Here is a 17,651-nt window from a genome sequence, read left to right on the forward strand (position 1 = left end):
CTTCGGCCTCCATGGGGAGGATGAATGGCGGTTGAAAGCAGGCTGGCGCCGACGCACGAGGCGCCCTATCGCGGCCTTCGGGTGCTCGATTTCGGACAGGGCATTGCGTCGCCCTATTGCGCGATGCTGCTTGGGGTCTATGGCGCCGACGTCATCAAGGTCGAGCCGCCGGAGGGTGACTGGTCGCGCTATCTCGGGACGACCTATGGCAACCATACCACGCTGTCCGCCGTCTACAACCGCGGCAAGCGCAGCCTGTGCCTCGACCTGAAGCAGAAGGATGGGATCGCGATTGCTCAGAAGCTGGCAAGGGACGCCGACGTCCTGATCGAAGGCTTCAGGCCCGGCGTGGCCGCGCGGCTTGGGCTCGGGTATGAATCGCTGTCACGCGACAATCCCGGCCTGGTCTATCTCGCGGTCAGCGGCTTCGGGCAAAGTGGACCTTACGCGAAGCGTCCCGGATCGGATTCCGTGGCGCAGGCGTTTTCGGGTCTGGTCTCGGTCAATGTCGGCGCCGACGGTACACCGCACCGGATCGGCACGACGATCTCCGACGTCGTCACCGGCGTCTATGCCTTCCAGGCCATCGCCACCACGCTGTTCGCGCGCGCGACCGTGGGCACGGGACGCTGGATCGACGTCAATCTCTGCCAGTCGACGGCGGCGCTGCTGGGGCACAAGGTTGCTGAGTTCATTCTGGAAGGCGGTGCACCGCGCGCGCTCAACGTGCCGGCCGGCACCTACCAGGCCAAGGACGGCTGGATGATGGTGACGCTGGTGAACGAAGCGCAGTACAGGCGGCTCTGCACGGCGATCGGGCGCGAAGATCTCGCCACTGATCCGCGTTTTGCCGATTTCGCTCGGCGTGCGGATTCGGCTGATACGCTGATCCCGCAGCTACGGGAAGTCTTCCTGACCCAAACGGCCGAGGCGTGGCTGACGCGGCTGCATGCGGCCGATATCATCGCGGAGCGCATCCACAATCCCGGCGAATGGCTGAGGAATGCTCACGTCGAGGCAACCAAGGCCGCGGTCTGCCAGGATACGCCCGGCGTCGGCCCGGTCTACACGCCGCGGACGCCGGGGATCGCAAGTCGTTCAGAGGACGATCTGCGTCCCGCGCCGGATATCGGACAGGACAGCGTCGAGGTTTTGACAGAGGCTGGCGTCGACGGTGCCGTCATCGATGCGTTGATCGCGGCCGGTGCCGTGCGTCAGTCGCGGCCAAATGGAGGTGGTGCATCATGAGCCACAAACTCGTCCGCTACTCGGTTGCCGACGGTATCGCCGAGATCATGCTGGATCGCCCGCCGGTCAACGCGCTGAGCCTGTCCTTGATCGACGCGCTGCTGGCTGCATTGCAGACGGCCAAGGACGATGCGGCCGTGCGCGCCGTGATCATCGGCAGTGCCCACAAGGTGTTTTGTGCCGGGCTCGATCTCGACATCGTGCGCGGCAAGCCGGCGATCGAGATCAAGGGCTTTCTCGAACGGCTCTACTTCGCCCTAAACGATGTCCAGTACCGAATGGGCAAGCCGACGATTGCCGCGATCGATGGTGCCGCGCGGGCTGGCGGCATGACCATTGCCATATCCTGCGACATGATCATTGCCGGCGACGCCTCGACCTTCGGCTATCCGGAGATCGATGTCGGGCTGATACCGGCGCTTCACTTCGTGCATTTGCCGCGGCTGGTGGGAAAGCACCAGGCCTTCGGGCCGTTGTTTCTCGGCGAGCCCTTCGATGCGGCAACCGCGTTTCGCATGGGCCTTTTGAGCGAAGTCGTGACGAAGGGGACCGCGCTCGATCGCGCCCGCGAGGTCGCCCGAAAGCTCGCCGCCAAGTCGCCCATCGTGATGAAGATCGGCCGCGATGCCCTCATGCGCGCAGTGGATGCGGACTACCGCCGCGCGATCGAGAACGCGGCCGAGAGTTTTGCGCTTGTCGCGACGACGGAAGATTGTCAGGAAGGGTTGAACGCGTTCGTCGAGAAGCGGACGCCAAACTATCGGGGACGCTGATGGCAGGACTATATTTCGAGGAGTTCGAGGTCGGGCGGGAATTCCATCATGAATTCAGCCGCACCGTGACCGAGATGGACAATACGATGTTCAGTCTGTTGACCATGAACCCGCAGCCGTTGCATCTCGATGCCCATTTCGCCGAGAAGACCGAATATGGCCAGCGGCTGTTCAACAGCCTTTATACGCTCGGCATCATGATCGGCATGAGCGTCTATGATACGACGCTCGGCACCACCGTCGGCAATCTGGGCATGACGGATGTGAAGTTTCCGAAGCCGGTGTTTCATGGCGATACGCTGCGGGCGCACACCAAGATCGTCTCGAAGCGCCCGAGCAAGTCGCGGCCGACCCAGGGGCTCGTGGAATTCGAGCACACAATGACCAACCAGCGCGGCGAGGTGGTGGCGAGCTGCCGCCGTACCGGGCTGATGCTCTGCAAACCGAAGGCGTGAGGCGATGCGTTCGTTCCTGTTTGTTCCCGGCGACAGCGTCCGGAAATTCGAAAGCGCGAAGAAGACGGCCGCGGATGCCCTGATCCTCGATCTCGAGGATTCCATTGCGCCGGAGCAGAAAGAGGCGGCGCGCGGCATCACGCGCGAGATGCTGAATTCGGGCAATCCGGATCAGAAGATGTATGTCCGCGTCAACGCGCTCGACACCGACATGACGCTGGGCGATCTCGCAGCCGTCATGCCGGGGAAGCCAGACGGCATCGTCCTGCCGAAATGTGCAGGGGCCGCCGACGTCAACAAGCTCGCGCTTTACCTCGACGCGTTCGAGGCGGCATCCGGCATTGCCCAGGGCACGACACGCATCGTGCCGGTTGCGACCGAGACGGCGCGGGCGGTGCTGAAACTGCTCGACTTCGAGAATATGAGCCCACGGCTATGGGGCATGATGTGGGGCGCCGAAGATCTCGCCGCCTCGCTCGGGGCCTCGCGCAACCGCACCGGTAGTCGTTTTCACAGCCCGTTTTGGCTGGCGCGCGATCTCTGCCTGATCAGCGCGGCTGCCGCCGGCGTCGTCGCCATCGATACGATCGCGACCGACATCAACAATCTGGATGCGCTCCGGGAGGAATGCATCACGGCGCGGCAGGATGGTTTCCTGGCAAAGGCGGTGATCCATCCAAAGCATGTCGACGTCGTCAATGCTGCCTTCATGCCGACGGACGAGGAGATCGCGTGGTCGGAGCGCGTCGTCGCTGCGTTCGCGGAAAATCCGTCCGGTGTGGTGAAGATGGATGGCAAGATGGTAGACAAGCCGCATCTGCGCGCCGCGGAGAAGATTCTAGCGCTGCGGCGGGGGTAGCGTGGGGTGGGTAAAGCGAAGCGTGCCCACCTTTCTGGCATCGACCGCAAGTGGTGGGCACGCTTCGCTTTACCCACCCTACGACAGCGAATTGACTTTGCGGGGTGATCGGCTGCAAATGCGCCGATGTAATACTGTCTGAGGAACACACCATGGTTGACGCGCTGATCATCGATGCATGCAGGACGCCGCGAGGCATTGGCAAGGCGGGCAAGGGCGCGCTGTCAGGCATCCATCCGCAGCAGCTCGGCGCCACCGTGCTGCGCGCGCTGGCCGATCGCACCGGCATCGATACCGCTGATGTCGACGACATCATCTGGGGCACCAGTTCCCAGCGCGGCGCGCAGAGCGGCGATCTCGGCCGCATGTCGGCGCTCGATGCCGGTTATGACGTGAAGGCGAGCGGCGTCACGCTCGATCGCTTCTGCGGTTCCGGCATTACCAGCGTCAACATGGCAGCTGCTTCGATCATGTCCGGCTCCGAGGATCTCGTGATCGCCGGCGGCACCGAGGTGATGTCGATGGAGGGACGGCGCGGCGAGGGGCCATTCATGATGGACGCCGGCAATCTCCGCCTGCGCGCAAGGCATCCGCAATCGCACCAGGGCGTTTGCGCCGACGCCGTGGCGACGCTCGAGGGCATCAGGCGGCAGGACGTCGATGCGCTCGGGCTGGAGAGCCAGAAGCGGGCGGCGGCCGCAATCAAGGGCGGCCATTTCGACAAGAGCCTGGTTCCTGTCTATCGCGAGGATGGCGCGCTCGCGCTCGACAAGGAGGAATATCCGCGGCCGCAGACCACGCTCGAAGGGCTCGCGGCGCTGAAACCTGCCTTCCCGGCGGTCGCCGACTACGCGCTCGACGACAAGGGGACGACCTATCGCAAGCTGATCCTGGAAAAATATCCCGATCTCGATATCGATTTTGTCCATCACGCGGGAAATTCGTCCGGCGTGGTCGATGGCTCTGCCGCGATCCTGCTGGCTTCGCCCGACTACGCCAGGAAGCACGGCCTGAAGCCGCGGGCGCGCGTGGTCGCGATGGCCAATATGGGGGACTCGCCGACCCTGATGCTGAACGCGCCAGTGCCGGCGGCGCGCAAGGTGCTGGCCAAGGCCGGGCTGACGCTTGACGATATCGACCTGTTCGAGATCAACGAAGCCTTTGCCGTGGTCGCGGAGAAGTTCATCCGCGATCTCAAGCTGGATCGCGAGAAGGTCAACGTCAATGGCGGCGCCATCGCGCTCGGTCATCCCATCGGCGCCACCGGCTCGATCCTGATCGGCACGGTGCTGGATGAATTGGAGCGGCGTGACCTCAAGCGTGGTCTGGTGACGATGTGTGCCGCCGGCGGCATGGCGCCTGCGATCATCATCGAGCGGGTGTGAGGTTCAAGCGGCGGGAAACCTGAGCTCGAAGGTCACGCCTTCACTGGTCGGCAGCAGTCGGATCGAGCCGCCGTGACTTGTCATCACGGCGCGCACGATGGCAAGCCCCATCCCGGTGCCGCCGGCATCGCGGCGGATGGTGAAGAAGGCGTCGAAGATCCGTTCGCGGTTGGCTTCCGAGATCGGATCACCATCATTGACCACGACCAGCCTGACGGCCGTATGCTCGTCCACGGCGTCGAGCCGTATATTCTTGGCGTTGTGCCGTACCGCGTTGTCGGCAAGGTGTGAGAGGACGATCAGCGCCTTTTCGCCGGACATCCCGATCGGCCGGTCGAGACTGCCGGCCGCCGTGACAACGCAAGCCGGGAACCGGCCCTTGAGATCACTGATCACGGACGCGAGTTTGGTGCGCTCGTTCTGCGGCACGGTTTCGGCGCGCGCCAGTTCGCGCAAGCACTGGGCCATCGCTTCGAGGCGCTCGGTATCGCCGAGAATGTTCGACACGAAGGTCTTCTGCTCGGAACGGGTCAGGCCGTCCGATTTGTCGTCCAGAGAATCCAAGAGCAGCTCCGCCGCGCCCTTGATCGAGGTGAGCGGCGACTTCAACTCGTGCGTGAGATGTGCCGAGAACGTCGCGATGTAGTCTGAACGCCGCGCCAACTGTTCGGCCATGCCGAAGAAACTGTGCGAGAGCTGTGCGAATTCGCGCGTGCCGTAGTGCCGCAACGGGCGGAATGCGCTGCGATCGCCTTTGCCGATGCGCGCGGCGCGGCCGATCAGTTCGTGCATGGGCTGGGTGATGGTGCGGGAGAAAAACAGCCCGATCGCCATTGTCGCTAGGATTACGGCGAGGGCGGCAAGCAGGAACTTGACGCGTTCCTGATAGAGATGGTCGAAAATGTTGCTGGGCGTCCGGGTCGTATAGATCACACCGGCCACGCGGTTGTTGACGATCACCGGCATCGCGGAAAACACGTGCACGCCGACGCCGCGGCTGATGGAATAGATCGGCGGCGGGGGCTTGTCCGGCACGGGGATTCGCAGCGCGGCGCGATATTCGCCATGGAGCGCCGCGGCGATTTCCTCGATATGGGCGAGCGATTGTCCGACTTCCTGACGACCCGCGATCACGACGCCCTGCGGATCGAGGATCCTGAATCCGGCAAGCGTTACCTTCTGCGTCTCGCGGATGATCGGTGTGCAAATCTCGAAATGGTCGTCTGCACGACTTCAGGAGTTTTGTGCAGTTTCCGTGCAGACGTGGTTAAGTGCTCGCGCGGCATGTGTGCATTTGATAGGGGCGGGGTCTGTTGTTTCACACGCGGCGTCGCCAACCATGAAATTTCGAAATCGTGCCGTTATCATCGGGCTCTGGTTCGCCGGGCTGGTGCTCGCCCTTGTCGCCGCCAACAAGAACGAGCCCTATCTCGCTGTGCTGCGCGGAACGGGAAACATCGGGCTCGTGGTCACGAGCGGTGTGGTGGTCGTTGTCCTGCTGCTTCGCGGCTCCTGGCGGCAAGGGTTTTCGCGAAGATTGCTGGTCCTGTTGTGGTGCCTGCCGCCGCTTCTGATGCTGGGCGCGCATCTTACGTTCGAGCTGCGCAAGCGCGAGGTGTTGCAGGTCGATACTGTGCAGGTGCGCAGCCTTTGGGCCGCACTTCATGGTCGGCTATTCGTCGGTCTCAGCGGTGACAGTGCTGGCGGAGAAGGGGTTGATCGGCGGCATCTATGTCAGCAAGCACAATCTGCGGCGAAAGTCGGCGGGGGCGTTGAAAGCCGAGATCGCAGCCCTTCAGGACAAGCGGCGCGCTGCAGGGCTGCCGCCCTTGATCGTCGCGGCCGACCAGGAAGGTGGCATCGTTTCGCATCTGTCGCCGCCACTGACCAAGCTGCCGGCGCTGGCCACATTGGCGGAAATGACGCCGGACCTACGGAAGGCGAAGGCCGAAGAATTAGGGCGTATTCACGGGCAGGAACTGGCGGCGCTCGGGGTCAATCTCAACTTTGCCCCGGTGCTCGACCTGCGGCCGGAGGCCGGACGCAATCGATTTGATTTCAATACGCTGATCGGCCGTCGGCCGATCTCAGCCGATCCCGCCATCGTCGGCGAGATCGCGCAGGCGTATGTTCACGGCCTCGAGGCGTTCGGCGTCGGGGCAACCGTCAAGCATTTTCCCGGGCTGGGCCGCGTCCGCGCCGATACCCATCACTTCAGCGCGCAGCTCAGCACATCAGTGGATGAATTGGAAGCGTCCGACTGGCGTCCGTTCCGGGAGGTGCTGGCGAACTCAAAAGCGCAGCTCATGGTCGGCCATGTGACGCTCACCGCGATCGATCCGGATCATGCAGCCTCGCACTCAAAGCGCGTCGTCGACGGGATCATTCGAAACAAATGGAATTATCAGGGCATCGTGATGACGGATGACCTGGTGATGGTAGCGATCTACCAGCACAGTGTCTGCGATGCCGTCGTCGAGGCGCTGAATGCCGGCGTCGACATGCTCCTGGTTGCATTCGACGGGGCGCAGTTCTATCGCATCTTTGCCTGCGCGCTGGACGCGTCCCGACAGGGAAAGCTGGACCCGGCCATGCTGCGCCAAAGCGAGGGGCGCTTGAGACGCGCATTTCCGGGAGATTGAGGACGCTCGTGGGGCGCGGGTGACGCGGATGCCCGGAACGAGCCCAGATGCTGCGATCGCAAACTGCGCCGCCTTTTTTCAAAAATGAACGATCGAGCCCGCTGATCGCCGCGGGGCCGTTGAAATTTGATCGGACAATCCCGGGATGAACCTCTAAAGTCAGTGTATCAGTCTTCCTGTCGGGACCCCGGCGCCGTTGCCTTGATTCCGACCAAGCCGATCTCGTCCGCCGAAGTGTCGTTCCAAGACCCCGCTGTAGCAACAACACGGTCACGGCTTCGCGATGAACATCTTCGATCCGCAAGGTCCGATCGCCGCTGCCCAGAAGACAATTCTGATCGACTCGGTCGGGATCATGCTGGCGATCGTCCTGCCGACGATCGCGGCAATCTGTGCCTTTGCATTCTGGTTTCGCGAGTCCAATCCACGGGCGACCTATCAGCCCCATTGGGCTTATTCCGGCCGCCTCGAGCTCGTGGTGTGGTCGATCCCGACGCTGACGATCATCCTGCTTGGCGGGGTGGCGTGGATTGGATCGCATCAGCTCGATCCCGCCCGGCCCATCGATGGGACCGGCGCGCCGGTCCGCATCCAGGTCGTGTCGCTCGATTGGAAGTGGCTCTTCATCTATCCGGACCAGGGCATCGCAACGGTCAACACGCTGACGGTCCCGGTCGGCTCTCCCCTTGATCTTGAGTTGACCTCCGGCAGCGTGATGAACGCGTTCTTCATCCCGCAGCTTGGCAGCATGATCTATACGATGAACGGGATGGTGACGCGGTTGAAGCTGCGCGCCGACAATCAGGGTACCCTTCAGGGCCTGTCGTCTCATTTCAGCGGGGATGGCTTTCCCAATATGATGTTCGACGTTCAGGTCGTACCGCAACTCGAGTTTCCTGATTGGGTGGCACGCACCGCCCAGACCAATCGTGTCTTGAATGCGGAGAGCTATGGAAAGCTCGCCCAGCAGTCAGTCGAGACCGTGACATCGACCTATCGGCTCGAGGATCCGCGGCTGTTCAACGCCATCGTCACCCAGGAGATCCCCCCGGGGCCGGGACCGAAGCTGACGTCAGAAAGCGCGCAGTCGCATATCGGAGGCCAAGATGTTCGGTAAGCTGAACTGGTCCGCCATTCCGATCGATCAGCCGATTCCGATGATCGCCTCGGGCGTGGTCGCACTCGTCATCCTCGGAGTCCTCGCCTGGGTCGTCCTTGCCGGCCACCTGCCATATCTCTGGCGCGAATGGATCACCAGCGTCGATCACAAGCGGATCGGTGTGATGTATACCTTGCTCGCCATGGTCATGCTGCTGCGCGGCTTCTCCGACGCTATCATGATGCGATCGCAGCAGGCAGTTGCCTTCCAGTCGCAAGGCTATCTGCCGCCAGAGCACTACAACCAGATATTCTCCGCGCACGGCACCATCATGATCTTCTTCGTGGCGATGCCGTTCGTGATCGGGCTAATGAATCTGGTGGTGCCGTTGCAGCTCGGCGTGCGGGACGTGGCGTTTCCGACCTTGAATTCCGTCGGCTTCTGGCTCACCGCAACAGGCGCGCTGCTGGTCAACATCTCGCTGGTGGTGGGCGAGTTCGCGCGCACCGGATGGCTGCCTTATCCGCCGCTGTCGGGACTCACTTATTCGCCGGGTGTCGGCGTCGACTATTATCTCTGGGCGCTTCAGATCTCCGGCGTCGGCACGCTGGTTGCCGGCATCAATCTCGTTACCACGGTGCTGAAGCTGCGCACCAGGGGCATGACCTATCTGCGGATGCCAATGTTCTGCTGGACCACGCTCGCCTCGAGTTTGTTGATCGTGGCGGCGTTTCCGATCCTGACAGCAACGCTGGCGATGCTGATTCTCGACCGTTATTTCGGCTTCCATTTCTTCACCAATGAGGCCGGCGGCAACGTGATGATGTTCATGAACCTGATCTGGGCGTGGGGTCACCCCGAGGTCTACATCCTTGTACTGCCCGCGTTCGGAATCTTCTCCGAGGTGGTCTCGACGTTTTCGGGCAAGCCGCTGTTCGGCTATCGGTCCATGGTGCTCGCAACCATGGCGATCTGCGTCATCTCCTTCATGGTGTGGCTGCACCATTTCTTCACCATGGGTGCCGGTCCCTATGTCAATGCGATCTTCGGGATCGCCAGTATGATCATCGCGGTGCCGACCGGCGTGAAGATCTACAACTGGCTGTTCACGATGTATGGTGGACGGGTGCGGTTCGACACGCCGATGCTGTGGGCGATCGGCTTCATGGTGACGTTCATCCTCGGTGGCCTCACCGGCGTGCTGGTCGCCGTGCCGCCGGCCGATTTCCTGCTTCACAACAGCCTGTTCCTGGTCGCGCATTTCCACAATGTGATCATCGGCGGCGTGCTGTTCGGCGCTTTCGCGGGCTATGCCTACTGGTTTCCGAAGGCGTTCGGCTTCAGCCTGCATGAGGGGCTCGGCAAAGCGGCGTTCTGGTGCTGGCTGATCGGGTTCTACGTTGCGTTCATGCCGCTCTATGCGCTCGGCTTTCTCGGCATGACGCGGCGAATGCAGCACTACGACGTCGCGGAATGGCGGCCGTGGCTTCTGATCGCGGCGGCCGGCGCCGTGATTATCCTGATCGGGATCATCTTCCAGATCATGCAGCTCACCGTCAGCATTCGGCATCGCGAAGAGCTGCGCGACCGCACCGGCGATCCCTGGGATGGGCGATCGCTGGAATGGGCAACGGCTTCGCCACCACCGGTGTTCAATTTCGCGATTCCACCTGATGTGACCGGCGAAGATGCCTACTGGTCATTGAAGGCGCATGCCAAGCAGCAGGGCCTCGAGAAGCGCGAGCTCGACTACAAGGATATCGAGATGCCGCGCAATTCCCCGACCGGCTTCGTGTGCGCCTTCTTCGCGACCATCATGGGCTTTGCGTTGATCTGGAACATCTGGTGGATGGTCGCGGCCGGTGCGATCGGCGCCTTCGCCACCTTCGTCGCATTCGCATGGCGGGACCATGACGAATACATCATCCCGGCGAAGGAGGTGGCGCGCATCGACCGTGCCAATATCGAAGAGCGGCGCGCCCTGACCAGCCTGGCGGGGGCCTGAGCCGTGGCTGACACGACGCTGGCATATGCTCAAGCCGATCCGCACCGTCTGCGCGGGATCGCGCATGCCGCGGTCGCGCACACGGGACCGGCACCGAAGCGGATCGTCACAGGCTTCGGCTTCTGGATATTCCTGCTCAGCGACATCGTCATGTTCTCGTGCTTCTTCGCGACCTATGCGGTCCTGGTTGACCAGACCGCAGGGGGTCCGAAGGGAGCCGAACTGTTCGATCTCAGGAGAGTCGCGATCGAGACCGTCCTCCTGCTGCTGTCAAGTTTCACCTGCGGGCTCGCCAATATCGCGGCCGATATTCGAAACAGGCTCTGGTTCCAGGTGGGCATGGCGGCGACTTGCGTTCTCGGCCTCGGCTTCCTGTACCTCGAGGGGCGCGAGTTTGCGGACTTGGTCGCACGCGGTGCGGGGCCGACGCGCAGCGCGTTTCTGACCGCCTTCTTCAGCCTGGTCGGCTGCCATGGCCTGCATGTCTCTGCCGGCATCCTCTGGCTGCTGACGATGATGGCGCAGGTGGTCGCCAAGGGCTTTCGGGCCGACATCGGGCGACGCATCATGTGCTTTGCGCTGTTCTGGCACGCGCTCGATATCATCTGGGTCGCGGTATTTTCGGTGGTCTATCTGCTCGGGAGCAAGCCATGAGCGATCAAGCTTCGGAACAGCACCGCATCGATCTGGCACCGGGCGATGAAGGCGAGGGCGGCGTTGGCCTGCGCGTACTCGGCTATGTCACCGGCCTTGGCCTTGCGCTCCTGTTGACGGCGACCTCGTTCTTCGTTGCCGGCACCGATCTGGTCTGGCAGCCGAGCATTCCCGTCGCCATTATCGTGCTGGCGATCGCCCAGATGGGCGTGCATCTGGTCTTCTTCCTTCACCTCACGACCGGTCCCGACAACACCAACAACGTGATGGCGCTTGCCTTCGGCGTGCTCATCGTCTTCCTGGTGATTGGCGGCTCGCTATGGATCATGGCGAACCTCAATCAGAACATGATGCCGATGGACCAGATCATGCAGATGCAGCGCTAGCGCCGCACGCCTCCATGAAGCTGCATCAGGATCGCACGCCGACCGCGGATTTGTGGTCCTGCCGCTTGGACCAGGACGCGTAATAGGCGACGCAGGTCATGCCGAGAATGCCGGCGGCGCTGACCAGCACCTGCATCGCCAGCGACTTGGGGCCTGTAATCAGAACCAGGTGCCCGGCAAATGAAAGGAAGATGCCGGAGCAGAACACCGCCAGCCATTCCTCGCCGCATTTGATGAGGGGCTGTACCGCCTGCAATTGAAGTCCGTACCAGTCGCGAGGTATCAGCATGGTGAAAAAGAACGCCATTGCGAGCAGGTGCAGCACCCGATAGGGAGCCAGGTTCGCCTTGTCGTTGGGCGGAAAGGCATCGAGCACCGAACTGGGTATCATTTCCGCCAGCGCAGGTGATTTCCCGGCCGACATGATCGTCAGGGCGACGAGCAGGTAGGTCAACGCGGTGACGCGCAAGGCCGGAAGCTTCTGCATCGCGCGAACCAGGTGTGCATCTCCTGCGCCGCCGACCGCGAACCAGGCGCCCAGCACGAACAGCAATTGCCAGCAGAACGGATTGAGATACCAGCCTCCCTCTGGAAAGGCGGTCAGGTTCCAGTCGAAGTGCCGCGCCAACAGATAGAGCGCAATGGATCCAAGCATGGTCAGGCGCGGCCAGCGCATCATGCCGAACAGCACGGCGGGAAGGAATGCCATGAGGACGATGAAGAGCTGCAATACGTCCAGATTGAGCGGTTTGGCCTGCAGCAGCAGCCCGCGGACGATTACGCGAATCGGGTGCTCGATGAAGTCGGTGATGTTGAATTCGGCGAAGAGATCGGGCGCGGCGGATTGGGCCGCGACATATCCGATCAGGTCGACGTAGACGACGAACAGCACCACATAGGCTGCGTAGAGCTGCCATACCCGCTTGAGCACACGGGTCGCTCCCACGACGAAGCCACGTTCCACAACGATCTTCCCGTACATGATCGCAGCGGCATAGCCGATCACAAATACAAACAGCTCGGTCGCCCCGCTGAATCCAAAGTTCCGCAAGGTCAACGCACTGACGGCGTTGTGCGGAATATGATCCAGGAACAGGGACCAGGTCGCGATGCCGAGCAGAAGGAATATGCGTAGATCGCCGTCGCGCGCCGCGATCTCAGCCTTCACATATGGATTCATTGAGAGCAAGACTTCACAAATTCGGAGCAGCGAATCGCGAATCCATCGCACCCCGCCGCTACTCCGAATAGCCGTTTGGCCGAAGATATTTGATCTGCAGCTGACGAATTAAAGCCGCGGACGATCACGTTTTCGAAATTGGAATGTGATTCATCGCGATTCATGTGAAGGGCCGATCATGCTTGCTCGTGCTTGCGCAGATCGCGGCGATGGTCGAAGGTGCTCGCCTGCAGGTCGGCTTCGGCCGCGCTGACGTCGGGGAGGGTGGCCTCGGCGAGGATATCGGCCGTCACGTCCTCGACAACCGAATCGGAGATTTCGTGGATGAAGCTGATATTCCTGTATTCGCCCGATACAACCCGCGCGATGACCTCGCGCCTTGTGATTTCGGGATCAACGACGGCCTCGCGGCCGCGCCGGCCGTAATCGATCATCACGACGAAATACTGCATGTCGGCCAAATTGGCCACCTCTCTCGACAGGAGTCGATGGCGACATAATTTCCGAAAATCGGAAATTTGTCAAGTGTAATTTCGGAAAATCAGAAATTGGGCCGTCTATTTCTCCGGCGTCCGAGGCCCCTGGGTCTTGGCGGCTTTGCGGGACCGTGCGGCCGCCTTGCTGCGCAGTCGCTCGATCTGGCCTCGCGGCAGGGTCACGCAAATTTCGCCGATCCATTCGAGCTTCACCCCGTTGATCGGCTTGGCGTTGAAGCTCGTGAGGTTGACCACCGTCGGCGACTTTCCGCGCTCGATCGTCTTCAGATAGCGCTCGCCGGTCTTCAGGCGAACGGCAGCCTCTTCCCCATAGAAGCTCGAGAGCGGATGTCGCTGCTCGCGATAGACGACAATGATGTCGCCATTCTCGTATTTCGGCAGCATGGAATCGCCCGATACTTCGAATGCGATGATTTCTTCTGCGATCGGGAAGGGTAACTCGACTTCACCGAGCCCCTCGGGCGGCACCTGCTCATATTCCGGCTCGATCGACGCGCCGGCACCGACACGCCCCATGACCGGCACCGAGTTGAGCTCGAGATATTCCATGATCGGTGCAATCTCGGACGCCTTGATCAGGCGTATCCCGGAGAGGATTTCGGAAACAGCGCCGGGGCGAACACCCATCGCCTGCGCGAGCCCACCCTTGGTCTTGCCTGGCTTCCGCAGGCCCCGCTCGATCAATCTGGCGTCCAGCATGGCGTATCCTTTCGAATCCCCAGAAAGCGTAGCAATTCTGATAATCAGAAATCAAGCTTGACTTTCATTTCGGAATATCAGAAATTGGCGGGTGAGGCGTCGGGCGCCGAAGGGAAGGACAAGAATCAACAATGGAAGTGACAGGCTGGGCGCCCGAACATTCGGACGCGTTGCGGGAATATCTCGCCCAAGGCATGAGCTTTGCGAAGATTGCCAAGACGATCAACGCCAGATTCAACACCGACTATACGAGAAGCGCCGCGATCGGCCGGGCCAGGCGGCTCGGCCCGTCGACGCCGGACGGTTCGCCACCGGTGACGCCGCGGCCGACGCCAGTGCCGCAGTTGAACAGGTCGAGCGAGCCGCGGGAACGCCAGCCAAGATCGATCGAATTCCCTTGGCCGATGCCCGTGTTCGAGAAGGCGCCGCAGGTCGAGCTCCGTTGTGTCGAGATCGCGCCGCGCCACCTTTCGCTGGTGGAGCTCGAATACGGAGATTGCCGATACCCCTATGGCGGTGACAGCGATGGCGAACCCATCACGTTTTGTGGTCATCGGAGGCGGCCAGGCTCAAGCTATTGCACGCCCCATTTCCACTTGAGCCGCAATCCGGAGCTCGAGACGGAGCCGCTACAGAGCACCGCGCCGCTGCACCTAAGCGAGCCGGCATAGCGGCGTACGCGTCTCCCACCTCATCCATCTTGCTAGCGATCCGTCTTGCCGCCGGCGAGATGGTCCCGGTTGAATTTTGCCCTGAAGGAGCTAAGCCATGCCGCGCGCCAAACGCAAGAAACCATATCATCCCGCAAGAGCACATGACCGCCGCGCCCAGGATTTGCCGTACAACGCCGAAGTCGCTACCGTTGAGGTCGACGATCCACTTGCGCTCGAGCCTGGAGACAAAGTCGTTGCGCTGCGCTCGGTCCGCAACGATCCGCTCGGACGCCTGCATTCGCACCGTCAGATCGATGATACCCAGTTTCGAGGTGGCCGCGCGTTTCAGAGTGATTGGGAGAAGGCCGAGCGTGGGCCGCGCGCGGTCGACACGACCAGGGAATATGTCGATGGCGGCACGCAGCGCGAGCCGATCACCGAGGCCCAGCGCAGGGCGGTATCGCGGCTCAACCGGGTCGAGCGCGAACTCGGCGCCGACGGTTCGGCACTGGTGCACGAAGTCCTGATCCTCGGCATGACCATGGAGCAGGTCGGCGAGCGGCGGGGACTGCGAACCCAGCGCTGGAACGATTACTTTGCGCGGCGCCTCAAGGAATGTCTCGACCGGCTGGCGCTAATCTACGGCTTTGCGACGCCGCATCCCGTTCCCGTCAAAAGCCTCCAGCGCTGAAGCGGAGCGGCTGCACCACGTCATAGGCGGCTTTGGTCAATGGCAAGGCATAGTCAACGGTGAGGGCACCGAAGGGGGAGGCCCAAGTGAGGCCCATGCCGACCGAGGAGCGCACGACGTTTTTATTGCCAACTTGCAGCGCGGTGCCGCCCACACTGGTCGGACCGGTATAACGGAATACACTTCCGGCATCGACGAAAGCCGATGCCTTGAGGCCGTATTCGTCCGGCACGCCGGGAATTCCGCTCTGTAGTTCCGCCGTCGTCGCCCAATAGGCACTGCCGCCGACGTTATCCATGGTGGTGCCGGGCGTCAGATCACGTGGGCCGAAGCCGTTGGTGGCAAAGCCCCGGACCATGGTCGGGCCGCCGAAAAAGCTGTTCATCAGCGGCACCTGCTGACCGCCCCAGCCGGTGACGTAGCCGCCCTGAGCGCGGACCATGCCGACGAGGTCGCCCGCGAGTGATTGATAGTAGCGCGCGTCTTCGCTGGTCCGCAGGAACTTCACGTCACCGCCGAGGCCGGCCAGATCCTGGCTCAGTTGCGACCTCAATCCGCTCGTAGGGCTCTTGTTGTTGTCGAGCGTGCTGTAGGTCGAGGTCGAACCAACGGCGGAGACCCAGGCTGGCCCATTAGCGGCGGCCTGCTGGACTGCGCGGGAAGGGGGCAAGCCGGAGCTGGTCGGGCCGAGCGAGATGTCCTGGTTGTAGATCGAGTAACGCCATTGCACGCCGATCTGCTCGGTGATCGGCGTGCCCAATTGCAGGGTCGAGCCATAGGTCGTGCTGTCATAGGACTGATAGCTGCTCACCTCGCTCTGCCGGCCGAACAGTTCGATTCCCGCCGACACCTTGGTGCCGAGGAAATAGGGCTCTGATGCCGCGAGGTCGATGCCGCGGGCGTATTGGCCATAGCTCGCAGAGGCCTGAACGTTCTTTCCGGTCCCATAGAAATTGCGCTCGCCCACCTTGACCTCGACCAGCGCGCCGTCAGTACTCGAGTAGCCGCCGGAGATGTTGAACTCGCCGGTTGCCTGCTCCACGGTCTCGACATCGAGCACGACGCGGTCAGGCGTTGAGCCGGGCCGATTGGTGATCTTGACGGTCTTGAAGTAGTTCAAGTTCTTCAATCGCCGCTCCGCGCGATCGATCAGCGTCTTGTTGTAGGGATCGTCCTCGGCGATGTCGAACTCGCGTCGGATCACATAGTCGCGCGTGTGGGTGTTGCCGTGGATCTCGATGCGCTCGACATAGGTGCGCGGCCCCTGGTCGATCACGAACGTGACATCGATCCGCTGTGCGGCGGCATCGCGTGCGATGCGCGTCACCGCCCGCGCAAAGGGATAACCGAGCTTGGCCATCTCGACGGCAAGGAGTTCGGTGCTCTCGTCCAGCGCGTTGCCGTCAAACACCGCGCCGGCGCGAGCGAGCGCGACCCCGCGCAGTTTTTGCGGATCGAGCCCGGGAATGTTGCAGGCCATGCTGACATCGCCGAAGTGATAGAGTGGGCCTTCATCGATCACAAAAGTGACTGCAAATCCCTTGGCCGCTGGATCGTATTCGGCCGTTGCCGAGCGAACGGCGGCATCCGCATAGCCCTTGCTGCGATAATAGAGACGCAACTGCTCCTGATCCTGCGCGACGCGGTCCGGATCGTAGACGTCGCCGCCGGTCAGAAAACTGAGCATGTTGGTGGCCGACGTCTTGATCACGGCGTTGAGCTGGCGTGCGCCGAATGTCCGATTGCCGACAAACTTGATCTGGCGTACGGGCGTTTTCGCACCCTCCGTGATCACATAAACGAGATCGACGCGGCCGTTGCCGCGGTCGATGATCTCGGGCGCGACGCGGACGTCGTCGCGACCGACATGGCGGTAAGCTTCGATGATACGGCCGACGTCCGACTGTACCGTTGCGCGCTGCAGGCTGCCGTGCGGCTTGGACGCGATCGCGGCGGCGAGATCGGCATCCTTTATCTTCCTGTTACCCTCGAAGGCGACACGGTCGAGGATTGGCGCTTCCGCTACACGCACCGTCAGACCATCGCCGGTACGCTCGATCGAGACTTTCTCGAACAGGCCCGTTGCGACCAGCGCCTTCAAGGCTTCATCGCGCGCGGCTTCATCGAGCCGGCCGTCCGGCCCTGGATGAAAGTAGGAGCGTACGGTATCGGCCTCGACCCGGCGATTGCCTTCGATGATAATTGTCGCTGTTGGCGCCGGCACGCCCTCGGCGGCAAGCGGTGCGGCCGCGTTCAACAGGGCTGCGGCGGCGCCAAGCACCGAGCCGATCAGGCGCAGCCTCGATGGTTGCCGATACAGCGTGATGCGCTCGAGCTTCACGTCCCTTGCGGTCTCCCATTGACCGGCGATATCGAATTGCCGGTGCCGGGCAAAACGATGTCGCATCTGGGGTGAGTTGCAGGC

General features: G+C 62.2%; 17 protein-coding genes and 1 pseudogene. 12 read left to right on the plus strand and 6 right to left on the minus strand.

Going from position 1 to position 17,651, the window contains the following annotated elements; genetic code table 11:
- Positions 1–24 precede the first annotated feature (24 nt).
- From ACZXDY_RS21555 to ACZXDY_RS21575, 5 genes are all read left to right on the plus strand, one after another.
- Positions 25–1,248 carry a CaiB/BaiF CoA transferase family protein gene (locus ACZXDY_RS21555; protein ID WP_464346869.1) on the plus strand — a complete coding sequence of 408 codons (1,224 nt, stop codon included), beginning with the start codon at positions 25–27 and terminating at the stop codon, positions 1,246–1,248.
- Complete coding sequence (locus tag ACZXDY_RS21560) at positions 1,245–2,021, plus strand: enoyl-CoA hydratase/isomerase family protein (RefSeq protein WP_464346870.1); 777 nt, start codon at positions 1,245–1,247, stop codon at positions 2,019–2,021. Before ACZXDY_RS21555 ends, ACZXDY_RS21560 begins: the two co-directional genes overlap by 4 nt.
- Entirely contained in the window at positions 2,021–2,476 is a 456-nt protein-coding gene (locus ACZXDY_RS21565; protein ID WP_028164873.1) for a MaoC family dehydratase, read from the plus strand. Before ACZXDY_RS21560 ends, ACZXDY_RS21565 begins: the two co-directional genes overlap by 1 nt.
- 4 nt (positions 2,477–2,480) lie before the next feature.
- Positions 2,481–3,335, plus strand: a complete 855-nt coding sequence (locus ACZXDY_RS21570; RefSeq protein ID WP_464346871.1) for an HpcH/HpaI aldolase/citrate lyase family protein — start codon at positions 2,481–2,483, stop codon at positions 3,333–3,335.
- A gap of 152 nt (positions 3,336–3,487) precedes the next feature.
- A complete protein-coding gene (locus ACZXDY_RS21575; RefSeq protein WP_464346872.1) occupies positions 3,488–4,720 on the plus strand; it encodes an acetyl-CoA C-acetyltransferase in 1,233 nt (410 codons plus the stop codon).
- A gap of 3 nt (positions 4,721–4,723) precedes the next feature.
- On the opposite strand, the pseudogene ACZXDY_RS21580 reads toward ACZXDY_RS21575, so the two are convergent.
- Positions 4,724–5,923 (minus strand): annotated as a pseudogene (locus ACZXDY_RS21580) (HAMP domain-containing sensor histidine kinase); the annotation flags it as partial.
- A gap of 115 nt (positions 5,924–6,038) precedes the next feature.
- Positions 6,039–6,386 (minus strand): hypothetical protein, encoded by a 348-nt coding sequence (locus ACZXDY_RS21585; protein ID WP_464346873.1) that lies wholly within the window; start codon positions 6,384–6,386, stop codon positions 6,039–6,041.
- Between ACZXDY_RS21585 and ACZXDY_RS21590 the strand changes: the two genes are divergently transcribed.
- From ACZXDY_RS21590 to cyoD, 5 genes are all read left to right on the plus strand, one after another.
- The gene (locus ACZXDY_RS21590) at positions 6,385–7,362 is read left to right on the plus strand and encodes a glycoside hydrolase family 3 N-terminal domain-containing protein (RefSeq protein WP_464346874.1); all 978 of its coding nucleotides are present in this window, start codon (positions 6,385–6,387) and stop codon (positions 7,360–7,362) included. The two genes, ACZXDY_RS21585 and ACZXDY_RS21590, sit on opposite strands and share 2 nt — an antisense overlap.
- Positions 7,363–7,645: 283 nt before the next feature.
- Positions 7,646–8,479: a cytochrome ubiquinol oxidase subunit II gene (locus ACZXDY_RS21595; protein ID WP_464346875.1), complete on the plus strand. Its 834-nt coding sequence runs from the start codon at positions 7,646–7,648 to the stop codon at positions 8,477–8,479.
- Positions 8,469–10,466 (plus strand): cytochrome o ubiquinol oxidase subunit I, encoded by a 1,998-nt coding sequence (gene cyoB, locus ACZXDY_RS21600; protein WP_464346876.1) that lies wholly within the window; start codon positions 8,469–8,471, stop codon positions 10,464–10,466. The genes ACZXDY_RS21595 and cyoB overlap by 11 nt, the downstream gene beginning before the upstream one ends.
- A gap of 3 nt (positions 10,467–10,469) precedes the next feature.
- Positions 10,470–11,120, plus strand: a complete 651-nt coding sequence (locus ACZXDY_RS21605; RefSeq protein ID WP_464346877.1) for a cytochrome (ubi)quinol oxidase subunit III — start codon at positions 10,470–10,472, stop codon at positions 11,118–11,120.
- Complete coding sequence (gene cyoD / locus ACZXDY_RS21610; RefSeq protein WP_130223638.1) at positions 11,117–11,506, plus strand: cytochrome o ubiquinol oxidase subunit IV; 390 nt, start codon at positions 11,117–11,119, stop codon at positions 11,504–11,506. The genes ACZXDY_RS21605 and cyoD overlap by 4 nt, the downstream gene beginning before the upstream one ends.
- Positions 11,507–11,531: 25 nt before the next feature.
- Here cyoD and ACZXDY_RS21615 read toward each other — a convergent pair whose 3' ends face one another.
- The 3 genes from ACZXDY_RS21615 to ACZXDY_RS21625 form a co-directional block, all read right to left on the minus strand.
- Positions 11,532–12,686, minus strand: a complete 1,155-nt coding sequence (locus ACZXDY_RS21615; protein ID WP_464346878.1) for an OpgC domain-containing protein — start codon at positions 12,684–12,686, stop codon at positions 11,532–11,534.
- Between the two features lie 176 nt (positions 12,687–12,862).
- Positions 12,863–13,138 (minus strand): hypothetical protein, encoded by a 276-nt coding sequence (locus ACZXDY_RS21620; protein WP_464346896.1) that lies wholly within the window; start codon positions 13,136–13,138, stop codon positions 12,863–12,865.
- Between the two features lie 105 nt (positions 13,139–13,243).
- A complete protein-coding gene (locus ACZXDY_RS21625) occupies positions 13,244–13,882 on the minus strand; it encodes a S24 family peptidase (protein ID WP_130223634.1) in 639 nt (212 codons plus the stop codon).
- A 131-nt stretch (positions 13,883–14,013) separates the two neighbouring features.
- Here ACZXDY_RS21625 and ACZXDY_RS21630 point away from each other — a divergent pair, with 131 nt between their 5' ends.
- Both ACZXDY_RS21630 and ACZXDY_RS21635 read left to right on the plus strand, forming a co-directional pair.
- On the plus strand, positions 14,014–14,553 hold the full coding sequence (locus tag ACZXDY_RS21630; protein ID WP_035690500.1) for a GcrA family cell cycle regulator: 540 nt from the start codon (positions 14,014–14,016) through the stop codon (positions 14,551–14,553).
- 97 nt (positions 14,554–14,650) lie between these two features.
- A complete protein-coding gene (locus ACZXDY_RS21635; protein WP_028164883.1) occupies positions 14,651–15,226 on the plus strand; it encodes a DUF6456 domain-containing protein in 576 nt (191 codons plus the stop codon).
- Here the strand turns inward: ACZXDY_RS21635 and bamA are convergent.
- Positions 15,207–17,633 (minus strand): outer membrane protein assembly factor BamA, encoded by a 2,427-nt coding sequence (gene bamA / locus ACZXDY_RS21640; RefSeq protein WP_464346879.1) that lies wholly within the window; start codon positions 17,631–17,633, stop codon positions 15,207–15,209. The genes ACZXDY_RS21635 and bamA overlap by 20 nt on opposite strands.
- Between the last annotated feature and the right edge of the window lie 18 nt (positions 17,634–17,651).

This window comes from Bradyrhizobium sp. LeoB3 (assembly GCF_055456055.1).